Source organism: Fodinicurvata sp. EGI_FJ10296 (genome assembly GCF_040712075.1).
Lineage (GTDB): Bacteria > Pseudomonadota > Alphaproteobacteria > DSM-16000 > Inquilinaceae > JBFCVL01.
Genome location: NZ_JBFCVL010000008.1, coordinates 78,223 through 92,732 on the forward strand (window position 1 = coordinate 78,223; position 14,510 = coordinate 92,732).

General features: G+C 63.7%; 13 protein-coding genes and 1 riboswitch. Of the genes, 5 read left to right on the top strand and 8 right to left on the bottom strand.

The genetic code is table 11. The features are described from left to right. Window positions 1-67 precede the first annotated feature (67 nt). Window positions 68-829: a histidine phosphatase family protein gene (locus tag ABZ728_RS17615; protein WP_366657553.1), complete on the bottom strand. Its 762-nt coding sequence runs from the start codon at window positions 827-829 to the stop codon at window positions 68-70. Then, window positions 744-1,808: a fatty acid desaturase gene (locus tag ABZ728_RS17620; RefSeq protein WP_366657554.1), complete on the bottom strand. Its 1,065-nt coding sequence runs from the start codon at window positions 1,806-1,808 to the stop codon at window positions 744-746. Before ABZ728_RS17620 ends, ABZ728_RS17615 begins: the two co-directional genes overlap by 86 nt. A 324-nt stretch (window positions 1,809-2,132) precedes the next feature. Here ABZ728_RS17620 and ABZ728_RS17625 point away from each other — a divergent pair, with 324 nt between their 5' ends. Beyond that, window positions 2,133-2,816: a Crp/Fnr family transcriptional regulator gene (locus tag ABZ728_RS17625; protein WP_366657555.1), complete on the top strand. Its 684-nt coding sequence runs from the start codon at window positions 2,133-2,135 to the stop codon at window positions 2,814-2,816. Between the two features lie 24 nt (window positions 2,817-2,840). Here the strand turns inward: ABZ728_RS17625 and ABZ728_RS17630 are convergent, their stop codons facing one another. The 4 genes from ABZ728_RS17630 to ABZ728_RS17645 all read right to left on the bottom strand — a co-directional run bounded on the left by ABZ728_RS17630 (window position 2,841) and on the right by ABZ728_RS17645 (window position 6,573). After that, entirely contained in the window at window positions 2,841-3,617 is a 777-nt protein-coding gene (locus ABZ728_RS17630; RefSeq protein ID WP_366657556.1) for an ABC transporter ATP-binding protein, read from the bottom strand. Then, on the bottom strand, window positions 3,614-4,726 hold the full coding sequence (locus tag ABZ728_RS17635; RefSeq protein WP_366657557.1) for an iron ABC transporter permease: 1,113 nt from the start codon (window positions 4,724-4,726) through the stop codon (window positions 3,614-3,616). Before ABZ728_RS17635 ends, ABZ728_RS17630 begins: the two co-directional genes overlap by 4 nt. After that, window positions 4,723-5,691, bottom strand: coding sequence for an ABC transporter substrate-binding protein (locus tag ABZ728_RS17640; RefSeq protein ID WP_366657558.1), 969 nt, complete (start codon window positions 5,689-5,691; stop codon window positions 4,723-4,725). Before ABZ728_RS17640 ends, ABZ728_RS17635 begins: the two co-directional genes overlap by 4 nt. 63 nt (window positions 5,692-5,754) lie before the next feature. Next, window positions 5,755-6,573: a (2Fe-2S) ferredoxin domain-containing protein gene (locus tag ABZ728_RS17645; RefSeq protein ID WP_366657559.1), complete on the bottom strand. Its 819-nt coding sequence runs from the start codon at window positions 6,571-6,573 to the stop codon at window positions 5,755-5,757. Window positions 6,574-6,671: 98 nt separating this feature from the next. Next, a riboswitch (cobalamin riboswitch) is annotated at window positions 6,672-6,880 on the bottom strand. A 264-nt stretch (window positions 6,881-7,144) separates the two neighbouring features. Between ABZ728_RS17645 and ABZ728_RS17650 the strand changes: the two genes are divergently transcribed. Further along, a complete protein-coding gene (locus tag ABZ728_RS17650) occupies window positions 7,145-8,824 on the top strand; it encodes a ShlB/FhaC/HecB family hemolysin secretion/activation protein (RefSeq protein WP_366657560.1) in 1,680 nt (559 codons plus the stop codon). A 194-nt stretch (window positions 8,825-9,018) separates the two neighbouring features. Continuing rightward, the gene (locus ABZ728_RS17655) at window positions 9,019-10,302 is read left to right on the top strand and encodes a glycosyltransferase (RefSeq protein WP_366657561.1); all 1,284 of its coding nucleotides are present in this window, start codon (window positions 9,019-9,021) and stop codon (window positions 10,300-10,302) included. A 242-nt stretch (window positions 10,303-10,544) separates the two neighbouring features. Here the strand turns inward: ABZ728_RS17655 and ABZ728_RS17660 are convergent, their stop codons facing one another. Together ABZ728_RS17660 and ubiA are read right to left on the bottom strand one after the other, a co-directional pair. Continuing rightward, on the bottom strand, window positions 10,545-11,213 hold the full coding sequence (locus ABZ728_RS17660) for a methyltransferase domain-containing protein (RefSeq protein ID WP_366657562.1): 669 nt from the start codon (window positions 11,211-11,213) through the stop codon (window positions 10,545-10,547). Window positions 11,214-11,215: 2 nt separating this feature from the next. Continuing rightward, window positions 11,216-12,178: a 4-hydroxybenzoate octaprenyltransferase gene (gene ubiA, locus ABZ728_RS17665; RefSeq protein WP_366657563.1), complete on the bottom strand. Its 963-nt coding sequence runs from the start codon at window positions 12,176-12,178 to the stop codon at window positions 11,216-11,218. Between the two features lie 122 nt (window positions 12,179-12,300). Here ubiA and ABZ728_RS17670 point away from each other — a divergent pair, with 122 nt between their 5' ends. Together ABZ728_RS17670 and ABZ728_RS17675 are read left to right on the top strand one after the other, a co-directional pair. Continuing rightward, a complete protein-coding gene (locus ABZ728_RS17670; RefSeq protein WP_366657564.1) occupies window positions 12,301-13,035 on the top strand; it encodes a 16S rRNA (uracil(1498)-N(3))-methyltransferase in 735 nt (244 codons plus the stop codon). A 69-nt stretch (window positions 13,036-13,104) separates the two neighbouring features. After that, window positions 13,105-14,472, top strand: coding sequence for a glutamate--cysteine ligase (locus ABZ728_RS17675; protein WP_366657565.1), 1,368 nt, complete (start codon window positions 13,105-13,107; stop codon window positions 14,470-14,472). Window positions 14,473-14,510 lie beyond the last annotated feature (38 nt).

Here is a 14,510-nt window from a genome sequence, read left to right on the forward strand (position 1 = left end):
CTCGCACGCGGCCATCAAATTTTACAACTACTTTTTAAATCAAATCCATTGGAACTGAAGGATCCCGTCAGAGTTCTCCGACGAGCACTTCGGTATTTGCGAACACATGCCCGGTCAACCGGTACAGAAAGTTGCCGTGGCCGACTACGGCGATGCGCTGCTCGGGCCGCGCCTTGAGCCAGAGCGCGAACGCCTCGATTCGCCGGGCGTAGACATCCTGCGGCTCTTTCTCATAGGGGGCCGTGCTTGCGGAATCGACATACCACCAGGGATTCGGCAGATGATCGAACGCCAGCATCCCGAACTCGGCCGCAAGTTCGGCAGGCGCCCGGCCGACGTCGCAGTAATTGTCCAGATACTCCCGATGCGTATCGATGATCAGTTTCGGCGCCGAGTGACCATCGAAGGCACAGAGTGCTGTCTGAATCGCCCGCGTAAGGGGAGAGATGACGACGAGTTCAATATCATCGACGCCGCAGAAGCGTTCCTGCAACGCCCGTGCCTGCTCGTGACCGAGATCGGTCAGCGGCGCATCGCGGACCATCGGATCGCCGATCGACGACTCGGCCAGAGCGTTGTGCATGGACTGTGCATGACGAATGAAATGGAATCTTTGCCGGGACAAGGGGACGCCTGTATCTGCGAAAGTCAAAGGTGACGCTAGCATACCGACTTCCGCATCTCCACCACCGTGCCGCCGCCGTCCCCCTTCCGCTCGGGCACTGATGTGACCGGAGCACCCGTCAGGCCGTCTCCGGTTTGACAGAGGTGTGGTTTTTTGGATCCGATCGCGCATGCGCCTCCCGGAACGACACCAGACGGCGCTCATCCTCGTCCCAAAGCACGAGCCGGACGCACCGGAAGCTCTCCATCATGGTAAGGCGGCCGATCGAGCGCAGTTCGGCGTGATCGCGCATGACGTCGGGAAGACGGTAATACGGAATCCGGCTCGACAGGTGGTGGACGTGGTGGACGCCGATATTGGCCGTGAACCACCGTAGAATGCCCGGCAGTTCGTAGTAGGAACTGCCATGCAGCGCGGCGTCATGAAAACGCCAGTTCTCGTCGTGCTCCCAGAACGTCTCCTCGAACTGGTGCTGAACATAGAACAGCCAGACGCCGATGGAGGCGGCGAGCAGCGTGATCGGCACCTGAACCATCAGGAAGGTCGCCGCCCCGCCGAACCACATGACCGCCCCCGCCAGCAGGGCGATCGATGCATTGGTTGTCATCGCGCTTATCAGCACACGCCGATCGCTGTTCATCGAGCCTGTCGGCAGCCGGTGGCTGAACACGAAGAGATAGGCCGGTCCGATGCCGAACATGACGAACGGATGCCGGTAAAGCCGATAGTAAAGTCGCCGCAGAGGCGTACGGGCCTCGTACTCGCGCACCGTCAGGGTATCGATATCCCCGATGCCCCGGTGATCCAGATTGCCGGAATTCGCATGATGCAGGGCATGCGACCGCCGCCAGAAATCATATGGTGTCAGTGTCAGGACGCCGATGATCCGGCCAACCCAGTCGTTGGCCCGTCGGTTCCGGAAAAAGGAGCCGTGCCCGCAGTCATGCTGGATCATGAACAGGCGCACCAGAAAGCCGGCTGCCGGTATCGTCAGCAGAAAGCCTGCCCAGTACCCCGCATCCAGGGCGGCCCACATGAGCGCCCATAAAAGCACGAAGGGTATGAAGGTGATCGCCAGTTCGACGAGGCTGCGGGTGTTGCTGGAAACCCGATAGGGGGCAAGGGCACGGATGAGTTGACGGGGGTCGGGCGCTACCTGGTCACTCGACACTTGTTCAGACATTCACGGTTTCCTCAGTGACCGCACCGACCGGCTTGCTACTGCAGAACCGGCGATCGGCCACTCGTCAAGGTTTGCAGGGACGACGCTGCATACTGTCACCATAGTATGACCATGGTATGATAAGGGAGCGTAGGGTGTGCGGTGTGAACCTACCCATCCTGCAGTATGCCAAAACCGAATCCCAATGGTCGGAAAGCCGAAATCGCGGATTCGGGAGCGGGAACAAACCACGGGCGCGCGGAGATGTCTGAGCAATATTGAACACTTTCCCCAGACCGGCAACTTATTAGCATCCGAGCAGCCGGATTGAAAGGATCGACGACCATGCCGACAGACCCTGGCCGGGATTTCGATGCCAAAACGTTTCTTGCCAAGGTGGGGGACGGCCGCAGCGTTGCCGACTATCGAAAGGACGAGACCGTCTTTTCTCAGGGGGACGCCTGCGATGCGGTCTATTTCATCCAGCAGGGACAGATCAAGATCAGCGTCGTGTCGGAACAGGGCAAGGAAGCCGTGGTCGCCATGCTCGGCCGGGACGATTTCTTCGGCGAAGGCTGTCTCGCCGGGCAGCATCAGCGCATCGCTACGGCCCGCGCCATGACCGAAGCCGTCGTAACCCGCATCGAGAAGGAGACCATTCTTCGCCTGATCCGGAACGATCCGGCGGTCTCGGAACTGTTCACCGCCCATCTGCTTGGCCGGGCGGCCCGGGTCGAGGCGGACCTCGTCGATCAGCTCTTCAATTCCAGCGAAAAGCGCCTGGCCCGGACACTGCTGCTACTCGCGAAATTCGGCCAGGAAGGAAAGCCCGAGCCGGTCATCGCGAAGATCAGCCAGGAGACGCTGGCCCAGATGATCGGAACGACACGGGCGCGGGTCAGCTATTTCATGAACAAATTCAGGAAGCTCGGCCTGATTTCGTACAATGGCGGGATCGAAGTGCACAGCTCGCTGTTGAACGTGATCCTCTATGATCAGCCGCCCGATGATGTCTCTCCGGACTCCTGAACCGCTTGCCGCCCCCGGCCGGAATCAGGCCGTAGCCGCGAGCGGGAAAAACCGGATCTGCGGCACGCCGTCGCCCCCGGCGATCACGTCGGCCCCGACCTCGTAAACCTCGGCGATTCGCTCGGCGGTAAGCACTTCCGTCGGCGTCCCGGCGGCCACGACCCGACCGTCGCTGAGCATGACGATCCGGTCGCAATAGCGCGCCGCCAGGTTCAAATCGTGCAGCGCCGCCAGCGCGGTCACGTCCAGACGCCGTATCAGCCCCAGAAGATCGAGCTGATAGCGGATATCCAGGTGATTGGTCGGTTCATCCAGGACCATGAACCGGGCGCGCTGCGCCAGGGCCCGCGCCATCAGCACGCGCTGCTTCTCACCCCCGGACAGACTCATGAATTGCCGGTGCCGCCGGTCGTGCATACTGACGAGATCAAGACAGCGATCAACGATCTGCTGATCCTCGGCCGTGTCTGAGTCGAACATCCCCTGGTGGGGATGCCGCCCCATGAGAACCAGTTCCCCGACGGTGAAATCGAATTCGCCCATGCGTTCCTGTGCGACGACGGCCACGCGCTGGGCAGTTTCCCGGGCGCTGAGGGCCCAGATATCCTCGCCATCAACGGTCACTCGGCCGGTGCGCGGCTTCAATACACGATAGATCGTGCGCAGCAGGCTCGATTTGCCGCTGCCGTTGGGACCGACCAATCCGACGAAGGTGCCGGACTCGACGTCGAGATCGACGGCGTCGACGATCCGCTGACCGTCGATGTCGATGGAGATATTCTGAGCAGAGACGCGGCTCATGACGTCCCCTTTGGCTGCCAGCGGCGCGTGGCGAGCATCCAGATGAAGAACGGCCCGCCGAGCAGCGCCGTGATGACACCGACCGGCAATTCGACCGGCGCGAATACCATCCGCGCGCCGACATCGACCCAGACCAGGAAGATCGCCCCGACCAGAATTGCCACCGGCACCACGCGCCGATGATCCGACCCTACCAGCATGCGCGCCATGTGCGGGATGACGAGGCCGACGAACCCGATCGCACCGCTGACCGCGACCATGATTCCGGTCAGCAGCGACAGGACGACGAAAAGGACCCGCCGCAGGCTGTGGACGTCGACCCCCAGCGTCGCCGCCGTCTCGTCGCCCATCAGCAGGGCGTTCAGCGATCGCGCCGAAAATCGCAGATAGATGGTCCCGGCGATCAGAACAATGGCTGGCAGTCCCAGATCGGCCCATCGGGCGCCGCCGAGACTGCCCAGCAGCCACTCCATCGCCGCCCGCGCCAGTTCGCGGTTGTCCGATGTCAACACGATCAGACTGGTCAGGCCGGCAAGTGTATAGGAACACGCCATACCCGCCAGGATCAGCCGCAGCGGCGACATCTGGCCACCGGCATTCGCCACCAGAAAAACGAGGACGAAAGCGGCAATCGCGCCCAGAAAAGCACCGACGGAAACCCCGTAGAGCCCCAGCGCCGAAAGCCAGCCCAGACCCAGCACGGCCACCGCACCCACCGAAGCCCCGGATGAGATGCCCAGAATATAGGGGTCGGCCAGCGGGTTGCGCACCACGGCCTGCATCGCGACCCCGACCGCCGCCAATCCGGCGCCGACCACCGCCGCCAGCAGCACACGCGGCAAGCGCAGCATCATGACGATGTTGGCCTCGGCCGTGCTCCAGTCGCCTGCTTCGCCGGTGATCCTGGCCAGCGCGATCCGCCAGACCGTTGTCATCGGTACCTGGACCGGCCCGATCGTGACCGCCAGTGTGATCGACAGAAACAACACAGCGGCGAGCGCCGGCACGACGAACGAGATCGGGACAGTCTGGACACGCGCCCACGCCGGGCGCCCCGCTGCCGGTGTCTGTGCCGCCGTTGTCGGTGCTGCCGCCGTTCCTGCGGTCACCGGAACAGGTCCGGATAGAAGCCCTCGGCAAGGGTGCGCACTGCATCGGCATTGCGCACGCCTTCGAATGCGCCGGGAAGCGGCAGCACAACGAAGCGGTCGTTTTCTATGGCGGGAATACTCGCCAATGCCGGGCGGTCCTTGAGCATGGCGATCTTGGCTTCGGCGCTGGTCTCGCCATAGTCGTTGATTACGATGACCTCCGGATTGCGCACGACAGCCTCTTCCCAGCTCACCATGGCCCAGGTGTCATCGATGTCGTCGAAAATGTTGCGGCCGCCGGCAAGCTCGATCAACGCGGTCTGAAGCGCCTGTCCGGTAGTGTAGATGCCGTCATGACCGCTGTCGTAAACCAGAACGTCGACGGGGTCCGCTACCTCGGCGAGCGTTGCCTGCACCGCGCTGATTTCTCCTTCGATGCTGTCGATCAGCGCCGTCGCGCGCGGCTGAACATCGAATATCAGTCCCAGATTTCGGATATCCTCGTATACGTCGTCCATCGTCGCGCCGTGGATCACGGTGCCCTTGACGACATAGGCGTTTATGCCGACAGCACCGAGGCGCTCGACCGAACCGACAGCCGTGTCGCGATAGGCACTGTCGCGGCCATAGGTAAAGTCGGCGCCGGCCCCGAGCAGGACTTCCAGCGATGGATAGCCGGTACCGTCGGAAAGCACCGGGACTTCGTCATAGGCGGCTTCGAGCGGTTCAAGTACGGGATAGTTCATATAGGCGGTGCCGACCATCCGGTCGCCGAGACCGAGCGTCAGCATCAGCTCGGTCGTATGGCCGTTGAGGCTGACCGCCCGTTCCGGCGGTGCGTCGATGATCAAGGTATGATCGCCGTTCTGGATGGTGACCGGGTAGTCGGTTTCCTGCGCGTCGGCGGGCACGGCGGCAGAGATGGCAATGGTGAGAGCGCCGGCACCGATAGCGGCCAACCCGGCCATGGAACCTGAGGACATGGAAGGTATCTCCGTCAGCATTCGATTGAAGAATGAAAATGAATTGTTCGGGTGTCGGCTGGATCACCGGACCGGCACTGTCGCCGGTGTCGCCGGTGTCGCCGCCCGGATCGCCGCCCGTCCCGTCTCTGGCGGCTGCGCGGCTGGCTCCGGCGGCGGCACTGTATGGATCAGAAGATCGTCCAGCGACTCTCCCGCCACCAGAACCCGCGAAACGAACCGTTCCACCGATTGCTGATCAGGCAGACGATACCACTCGCCGCGCGGATAAACGGCCACGATAGGGCCCCGATTGCAGGGAAAAAGACAGCCGGTCGTTGCAAGCAGGCAGTCCCGGTCGGCACCAGCCGCTATCAGCGCCTCCTTCAGCATCGTGCGGAGATCAGCGGCATCGCGAAAATGGCAGCGCGGGCCCGAGCACACCAGCAGGTGATGCTTGAACGCCGGTGGCTCCTGCCAGCCGGGCTTGCCAAGCCGTGCTTCGGCGGGATCGATCCGCCTTGCCGTTTCGCCAGCGGTCGCGACGTCGCTTATGACGCCGGCCATGACGGCCTCGCTGCCACTCTGATCGTCGCCAAGCAGTACCCGGGGACAGCGGTCCGCCCTGTGCTCCCGCTCCTGCAGCCAGTGTGCGAGTGCGCCTGGCAGCCATGCGGCCAGACTTTGGGAGAACGGCAGGCCCAGCGGCTGGACCAGGATGACACCGTGGCCCTCCGCTGCAACGTCGTCCAGCACCCGGCCCAGCGCCTGCCCGGTCCCCTGCAGTCGGACCAGCCGCCATGGCGGCCCCCCGGCGGCATCGATGGACGCGGCGAGTCGGCGCTGTTGTGCTGAATTCAGGTGAAGTTCGTTGATTGTATAGATTATGGCGTCAGGCTGCATTTCCCTCTCTCCTGTCAGGAGAGGGCCACACAAAGCCATCGGCCACGAATGTCGATTCGCGAGTCATTACTGCCCCCTGCCGGAACCCCTCGTCCGGCGCAATGGTCCTGGGTCGCGGCAGGTCTCCTGGCTTGCGGTTCGAACGTGGCGCTGCCGCCTTCCCGGCTCGATCGGCCAGTGGCGTTGGCAGCGGCACTCACCGCTCACAGTTGCGAGGGCAGCCACGGCATTGTCCCCTGATGGGTAATCCGCACCGTGTTCCCTATTAATCCGTCCCAATGGCGGAACCGCGACAGGCCCAGACTTACCTGAGAGCGGTTCTGCGGGCAAGCGCCGCGTTCGCCGGCATCCACCTTCGGGGTGGCCGCGCAATCGGGCATTGCAATAAGGCAAAGGATTCGCATATTAGTTTAATTTGAGGAAAATTATGCTCAACAGCACGGAGGGGGCGGCCGCCGTGCGATCATCATTGCAACCCAACAACACCTAGGGGCGAATATCCATCGGCAGACCCCTTGTATTCCTGTACTGGAACGCTGCTATCGGACCACCGCCCAGCCGGAGCCGTCGAATGAGTCAGAATGGTTTTGGCCGCCGAATCCGCCCACTCGGGGGGCTGGCGGCGTCCGGCATGGCACTGGTCGCGGCCGGATCTCTGGCGATGTCCGCTTCCGCCCAACCGCTGCAGGCGCGGCCCGACGCCGGAACACTGCTGCGCGACGGACTGCAAACGGAACCAGCCCACCCTGAATCTGAAATCGACGACCATCAAACCCCCGATTCCAGCCCCCCCGACTCTCACGCGCCCACCTCTCCAGCAGGCCAGTCCACCGACCGGGCGCGAATTGCAATCACCTCGATCTCGATCGCCGGCAATAGCGTCTTCGACGACCAGACGCTGCTGGCGGAACTGGAAGGCTATCAGCATCGGCGATACGAGCTTGCGGGCCTGCAAGCCCTGGCCGGCCAGATTGCCGCCCATTACCGCGACAACGGCTATCCGTTCGTTCGTGCGATGCTGCCACCACAGGAAATCGGCGACGGCAGCCTGACGATCGAGGTCGTTGAAGGCCGGTATGGGCAGGTACGCGCCACCGGGGACGACGCGGCGCTCGCCCGCGCGGCCCAACGTTATCTGGACGGCCTGAGACCGGGCGCCGTCATTGCCGAAACCGGCCTGGAGCGGGCAACGCGGATTCTCGACGACCTGCCGGGAATGGATATCGCGCCGGTGCTGCGGCCCGGCCAGTCACCGGGTACCGGCGATCTGGAGGTCGAGGTCGAACCCGGCCGCCGCTGGGCCGCCGTTGTCTCCGCCGACAATTACGGCAACCGCTATTCGGGTCCCCATCGGGCACGCATCGCACTGACCGCCAACAGGCTATTGATGGTTGGCGACGAAATCGCCTTTTCGGCCGTCTATACCGACGAAGACCTTTGGCTCGGGAGTCTCGACTATAGTGTGCCGGTAGGGATCTCGGGCCTCAGGGCGTCGGCCGGGTTCGCCCGCACCGAATATCGGCTGGGCGACACATTCAGCGGATTCACCGGCACCGCGACCGTTGGCTCGTTGGGGCTGAGCCATCCCGTCATCCGGCGCCAGTCCGGCAATCTGACGGTTTCGGCAGAAGCACGCTACAAGGTCCTGGAGGACCAGCTCTTCGGTCGCACTTTCGACCGCAAGGACGCCTATACCGGAACGCTGGGATTGACTTTCGATCGGCGCGACCGGATGGCGGGCGGCGGCGTCACCTACGGCGGCCTGTCCGCGACCGGCGGCGTCATCGACAACAAGCTGCCGGGACGCGACGGCGGGGCCTTCCTCAAACTGAACGGCAGAGTGGCACGGCTGCAGCACCTGCCCGGCCGGTTCTCGCTGCAGGGTTCCGTCCGATTTCAGGCCGGCGATGACCTGGATGGATCGGAGAGCTTCTCCCTCGGCGGACCGAACGCCGTCCGCAGTCACCCGGCGGGCGAAGCATCGGCCAGTGCCGGAATCCTCGGGCGGACCGAGTTGCGTTATACCATGGAGACTCTTGCACCGTACCTGTTCGCCGATTTCGGCCACAGCACGGGCCTGGGTTCGGGGAGCCCCCGCAGCCTGGCGGGCGCCGGCTTTGGCATCCGGGCAACCCACGAAAGCGGCATCGAAGCAGACGCCGCCGTCGCCTGGCAGATCGGGAGCGACGATGCCGTCTCTGATGACCGTCAGCATCCACGTGTGTGGCTGTCGGTACGCTATCGGTTCTGACCGCGCATTGCGCCCGACGGCAGCGGCGCTTGCCGGAATTTCCCACAATGGACCCAAATTCCACGTCAAATGTTCATCAAGAGGGCGTGAATCACTGCTGATCGACGGCTACCATTGGCGAAAGGCGCGCGCCCGGTCGTCAACATGAGCAGCGCTCTTCGATTTCTGCTGGAGCCGGCGTAATGAATATATTGATGGTCACGAATTCGTTTGCCCCATTGGTCAGCGGGGTCGCCCGCTCGGTAGCGGATTATGCCCGAGAGTATCGCCACCGGGGACACGGGGTGCTCGTCGTCGCGCCGGAATTCGATAACCAATCCGAGGACGAAGCCGGCGTCATGCGCCTGCCCGCCATTCAGCATTTCAACGGCAGCGATTTCTCCGTCGCACTGCCGTTCTCACGCCTTGTCAGATCCGAGATCGACGAATTCCGGCCGCAGATCGTCCATTCACACCATCCGTTCCTGCTGGGCGCGACCGCGGTCCGCATCGCCCACCATTTCGACTGCCCGCTGGTCTTTACCCATCACACCATGTACGAGCAGTACACGCACTATGTTCCCGGCGATTCGCCGCCCCTGAAAAGGTTCGTCATCGATCTCGCCACCCATTACGCCAATCTCTGCGATCAGGTAATCGCGCCGAGCGAGAGCATCGCGGCGATCCTTCACCGCCGCGGCGTCCACACACCGGTGGACGTCGTTCCGACGGGAATTCGAGTGCGGGACTTCGCCGACGGGGACGGCGCGCAGTTCCGCAAGGCGTATGCCATTCCCGAGGATGCGCCCGTATTCGGCCATGTCGGAAGACTGGCGCCGGAGAAAAATCTGGGTTTCCTGTCCAGAGCCGTCGCCCTGGTTCTCGCCAACCACCCCGATGCCCATTTTCTGGTCGTCGGCTCCGGCCCGAGCCGTGTTGAACTGGAACGCCTTTTCAGCGAGCGGGGGCTGTCGGGACGTGTTCATGCGACCGGCACGCTCGAAGGCAGAAAGCTGGCCGACGCCTATCACGCCATGGATGCGTTCGTCTTCGCATCGTCGAGCGAGACGCAGGGGCTCGTCCTGGTCGAAGCGATGGCCGCCCGGCTGCCGGTCATCGCCATCGACGGCACAGGCGTCCGGGAAACCGTCGTCGATCAATACAATGGCCGCCTTGTTCCCGATGACGTGAGCGAGCAGGACTTCGCCGACGCGATGAAATGGCTTCTGGCGCAACCGCCGGCCGAGCGCAATCGCCTTTCAAACGGCGCTTTCGAAACGGCAGACCGGCTGTCGATCGAACGGTCGGCGGCGCGCTGTCTGGAGCTTTATCATCGGCTCCTGGACCGCGACGGCAGCGATCGGAATGCCGAGGCCTATCGGCTCTGGGCAGCGACGCGGCGCCGCGTGGCCACCGAATGGGCCTTGTTGCGAAGCCTATCGGAATCGATGCAGTCGGCGCTTCAATCGCGTCAGTTCACCCATGATGATGAACCGTGAGGCGGAACCGTGCGCCGCTGCAACAGTTAGGAGCAGGACCGGAGGCGGGAACGACCCGAAAGGGCGAAACGGTCTCCGCCGCATGACGCCAATCGGAGGTCGCAGAATTGTTCAAATTTATCGGCGGTACGGCCCTGATCATCTTTCTGATCGGCCTTCTTGTGGTAATCGGAATCCTTTCTCTGATTTTCTGATGACCGACAGTCTGCAGGCGGCCGGGCCGTTTGTGCCTATCTGGCCAGCTAGTCCCGACAAGCGCGCCAGATTGTCGTCTGCTTGACGACGGTCGTTTCCAGATCGAGCGACGTTTCCAGACTGTACGTGACGACCGGCTCGAACCCGGAGGCACTGCCGTCGGCCACGGGGCCGAATTTTCGGCTCGGATCGGCCAGATAGACGGCTTTGCCCAGGCGGGCAAGCGCCTTCAGCCAGTCCTTGAACCTGTTGGCGGTGTCGAACTCGTAGCAGACATCGCCAATCAGGACGACCTCGGCCGTTACCCGTTCCGGCGGCCAATCCGTCAGATCGCCTTCCAGCAGATTGACCACCAGACCGTTGAGCTCGGCCGCCAGCCGGATCGCCGTCAGCGCATGAGGATCGATGTCGTTGGCGCTGACCGCCGCTGCCCCGGCCCGGGCTGCGACCAGCGCCGCCAGACCGCAACCGCTTGCCACATCCAGCACCCGCTTGCCCGCCACGATGGCCGGATCGTCACGCAGCAGCAGCGCGAAGGCGCGGCTTCCGGGCCAGGCAAAGGCCCAGTATGGCGGCGCCACTCCGCCCTCGGTCAGGGCGCTGTCGGTCACTTCCCACAGCGGCGTGATTTCGTCAGCCAGGTAGAGCGTGATATCCGGTGCTTCGGCCACGGTGAGCGGCCGGGTGTTGTCCAGCACGAAGGCCGTCGCGGTCATGTTCAGCCGACACCAGCGCCTGCGGCGCCCCCCACACCGGCGGCACCAACGAGAATCGCCACCAGTACCAGCGCGGCGAACCAGCCATTGGCCTTGAAGGCGGTCAGGCAGCTCCGGGGGTCCTCCGGGCGCCATCGGGCGATCACCACGGCCAGAAACCCGCCTGCGACCGCAAGACCGATCAGATATACCACGCCAAGATCGGCACTGAGTCCGGCGGCCGCAAGACCGGACAATGCCAGCCCCGCGAAGACCCCGATCATGGGTTTGCTGTGATCGCCGAGACGCCGGGCTGCGGATTTCACGCCGACCTTGATGTCGTCCTCGATATCCTGATGCGCATAGATGGTATCATAGGCGAGCGTCCAGGCGATGCCGGCGGCATACAGGATGACCGGCGGCAGGGCGAGCGATCCTTCGGCGGCGGCCCACCCGACCAGCGCGCCCCAGTTGAAGGTCAGCCCGAGGAACGCCTGCGGCCACCACGTCACCCGCTTCATCAGCGGATAGACGATGACCAGCCCCATGGCGGCCAAAGCCATCACGACCGCTACCACATTGAACTGGACCAGAACGATCAGCGCCAGCCCCAGAACCCCGCCGAGCAGCGCAAAGGCACCGGAAAGCGAGACCGCGCCGCTGGCAAGCGGCCGGCCAGCCGTGCGCTCGACCCTGCGGTCGATATCGCGATCCCACATATCGTTTATGATGCAGCCGGCGCCGCGCATCAGCAGACCGCCGATCAGGAACAGCACACCGTACCAGACCGCTCTGACCGGGTCGGATACCGGCAAACCCGACAGCGCCAGCGACCACAGGCACGGGAACACCAGCAGCCATGTGCCGATCGGCCGGTCCAGACGCATCAGGCGTATGTAGGGTTGCAAACTCGCGCGCCATGCCTCCGGCGTCAGACGGTCGATCAGCGGCGTCTTGCGAATGTCGGTATGGGCTTGCCGGGTCATCGGGCGGTAGATCACACTTGCCGTTTCACGTTATTCATCCATCGTCTGACTTACACCGTCCCTCCTTCACCGGTTAAGGTACACGGGTTGGAATTCACTGGGGGGAGCTTATCCCAGAGATCATGGAAACGACCAAGTCCAAATGCCGTCTTTTCGTCGCGGCCGAGCTAGACGCCGGCGCCACGATCGAAACCGACCCCGGCCACGCACATTACCTCCGCGCCGTGCTTCGCGGCAAACCCGGGGATCCGGTGACCCTGTTCAACGGACGCGACGGCGAGTGGTCGGCCGAGATCGCCGCGCTGGCGAAGACATCCGCGCAACTGACAGTCCGTGCCCAGCGACGACCGCAAACTGTTTCCCCGGATTTGACACTGTGTTTCGCGCCGCTGAAGAAGGCCGCTCTGGACGTGTTGATCGTCAAGGCCACGGAACTCGGCGCCACACGACTGAAACCGGTTTTCACCGACCACACCGACGTCACGCGGCTCAACACCGAGCGCATCGCCGCCAATCTTCGTGAAGCCGCCGAGCAGTGTGAACGCCTGGATGTCCCGGCAATAGACGATGGGCGGCGCCTGGAGGATCTGCTTCGGGACTGGCCACGGGAGCGGCCGCTGCTGGCCTGCGCGGCCCGGCGCGAGGCGCCGTCGATCGGAACCGTCGCGAGCGAAGTCGGCGCGCCGGCGGCGATCCTGGTGGGACCGGAAGGCGGCTTCGCCGAGCGGGAGCTTGACCTTCTTGCCGAACTGCCCTTTGTTCACCCTGTCGGCCTCGGGCCGCGAATCCTCCGCGCCGAAACGGCGGCGATCACGGCTCTTGCCTGCTGGCAGGCCGTCGCCGGCGACTTCCGATAAGAGGACCCGCGCCCGAAAGCCGACACGGCTTGCAACTTATGCCCCTTCAACTGATTACGGACCGGCGCCATGTCCGCCCCGCCGATTGCTTCGACCGAACCGGTCACCTCGAAGGATGATCTGGTTGCCCATCTGGATTCCGGCAACAAACCGCGCGAGCGGTGGCGAATCGGTACCGAGCACGAGAAATTCGCGTTCGACCGCGACACGCTGCGGCCATTGCCCTTCGACGGCGATCGCGGAATCGAAGCACTGCTGAAGGGCATGACCCGCTTTGGCTGGATTCCGATCGAAGAAGGCGGCCGGACCATTGCGCTCAAGGACGATGCCGGCGGCTCGGTCACGCTCGAACCGGGCGGACAGCTCGAACTTTCCGGCGCCGCGCTGCAGACGATTCACCAGACCTGCGCCGAGGTGCAGGAGCATCTGCGTCAGGTGCGGACCGTCAACCGCGACATCGGTGCCGGCATGCTTGGGCTTGGTTTTCAACCGAAATGGCGCCGCGACGAAATCCCGTGGATGCCCAAGGAACGCTACGGCATCATGGGGCGCTATATGCCCAGGCGCGGCAATCTCGGCCTCGACATGATGACCCGGACCTGCACGGTCCAGGTGAACCTGGATTTCGCCAGCGAAGCCGACATGGTGCGGAAATTTCGCGTCAGTCTGGCGCTGCAGCCGATCGCGACCGCTCTTTTCGCCAATTCGCCCTTTACCGAAGGCCGCCCGAACGATTTCATGTCCTATCGCAGCCATATCTGGACCGACACGGATCCAGACCGCTGCGGCGACCTGCCGTTCGTCTTCGAGGACGGTTTCGGCTTCGAGCGCTATGTCGACTATGCGCTCGACGCCCCGATGTATTTCATCTATCGCGACGGCCGCTATATCGATTGTGCGGGCGAAAGCTTCCGGGCCTTCATGGACGGCAAGCTGCCGCAGCGTCCGGGCGAGCGCCCGCTGATGTCGGATTGGAGCGACCATCTGACCACGCTGTTCCCCGAAGTCCGGCTCAAGAAGTTTCTGGAGATGCGCGGCGCCGATGGCGGACCGTGGCGCCGGCTGTGCGCCTTGCCCGCCTATTGGGTCGGCCTTCTCTATGACGACGACGCCCTGTCAGCGGCTGAGGACCTGGTCCGCGACTGGAGCGCCGAGGAACGCGCCCATCTCCGGGCCGAGGTGCCGCGCCGGGCGCTGCAGACGCCGTTCCGCGACAGGTCGGTCCGCGAGATCGCCCTGGAAACGCTGAAGATCGCCGAGACGGGCCTGCAGAACCGCGCCCGGATCGACGGTTTCGGCGAGTCCGAGGCCCATTTCCTCAGCGCGCTCTGGACCATCGCAGAGACCGGCCGCACGCCGGCGCAGGAACTGCTGGAGAAATACCACGGCGCCTGGGGCGGGTCGGTCGATCCGGTGTTTACCGAATACGCCTATTGATCGGCTTGTGATCCGCTTGATCGGCCCCGGAGAGAGGT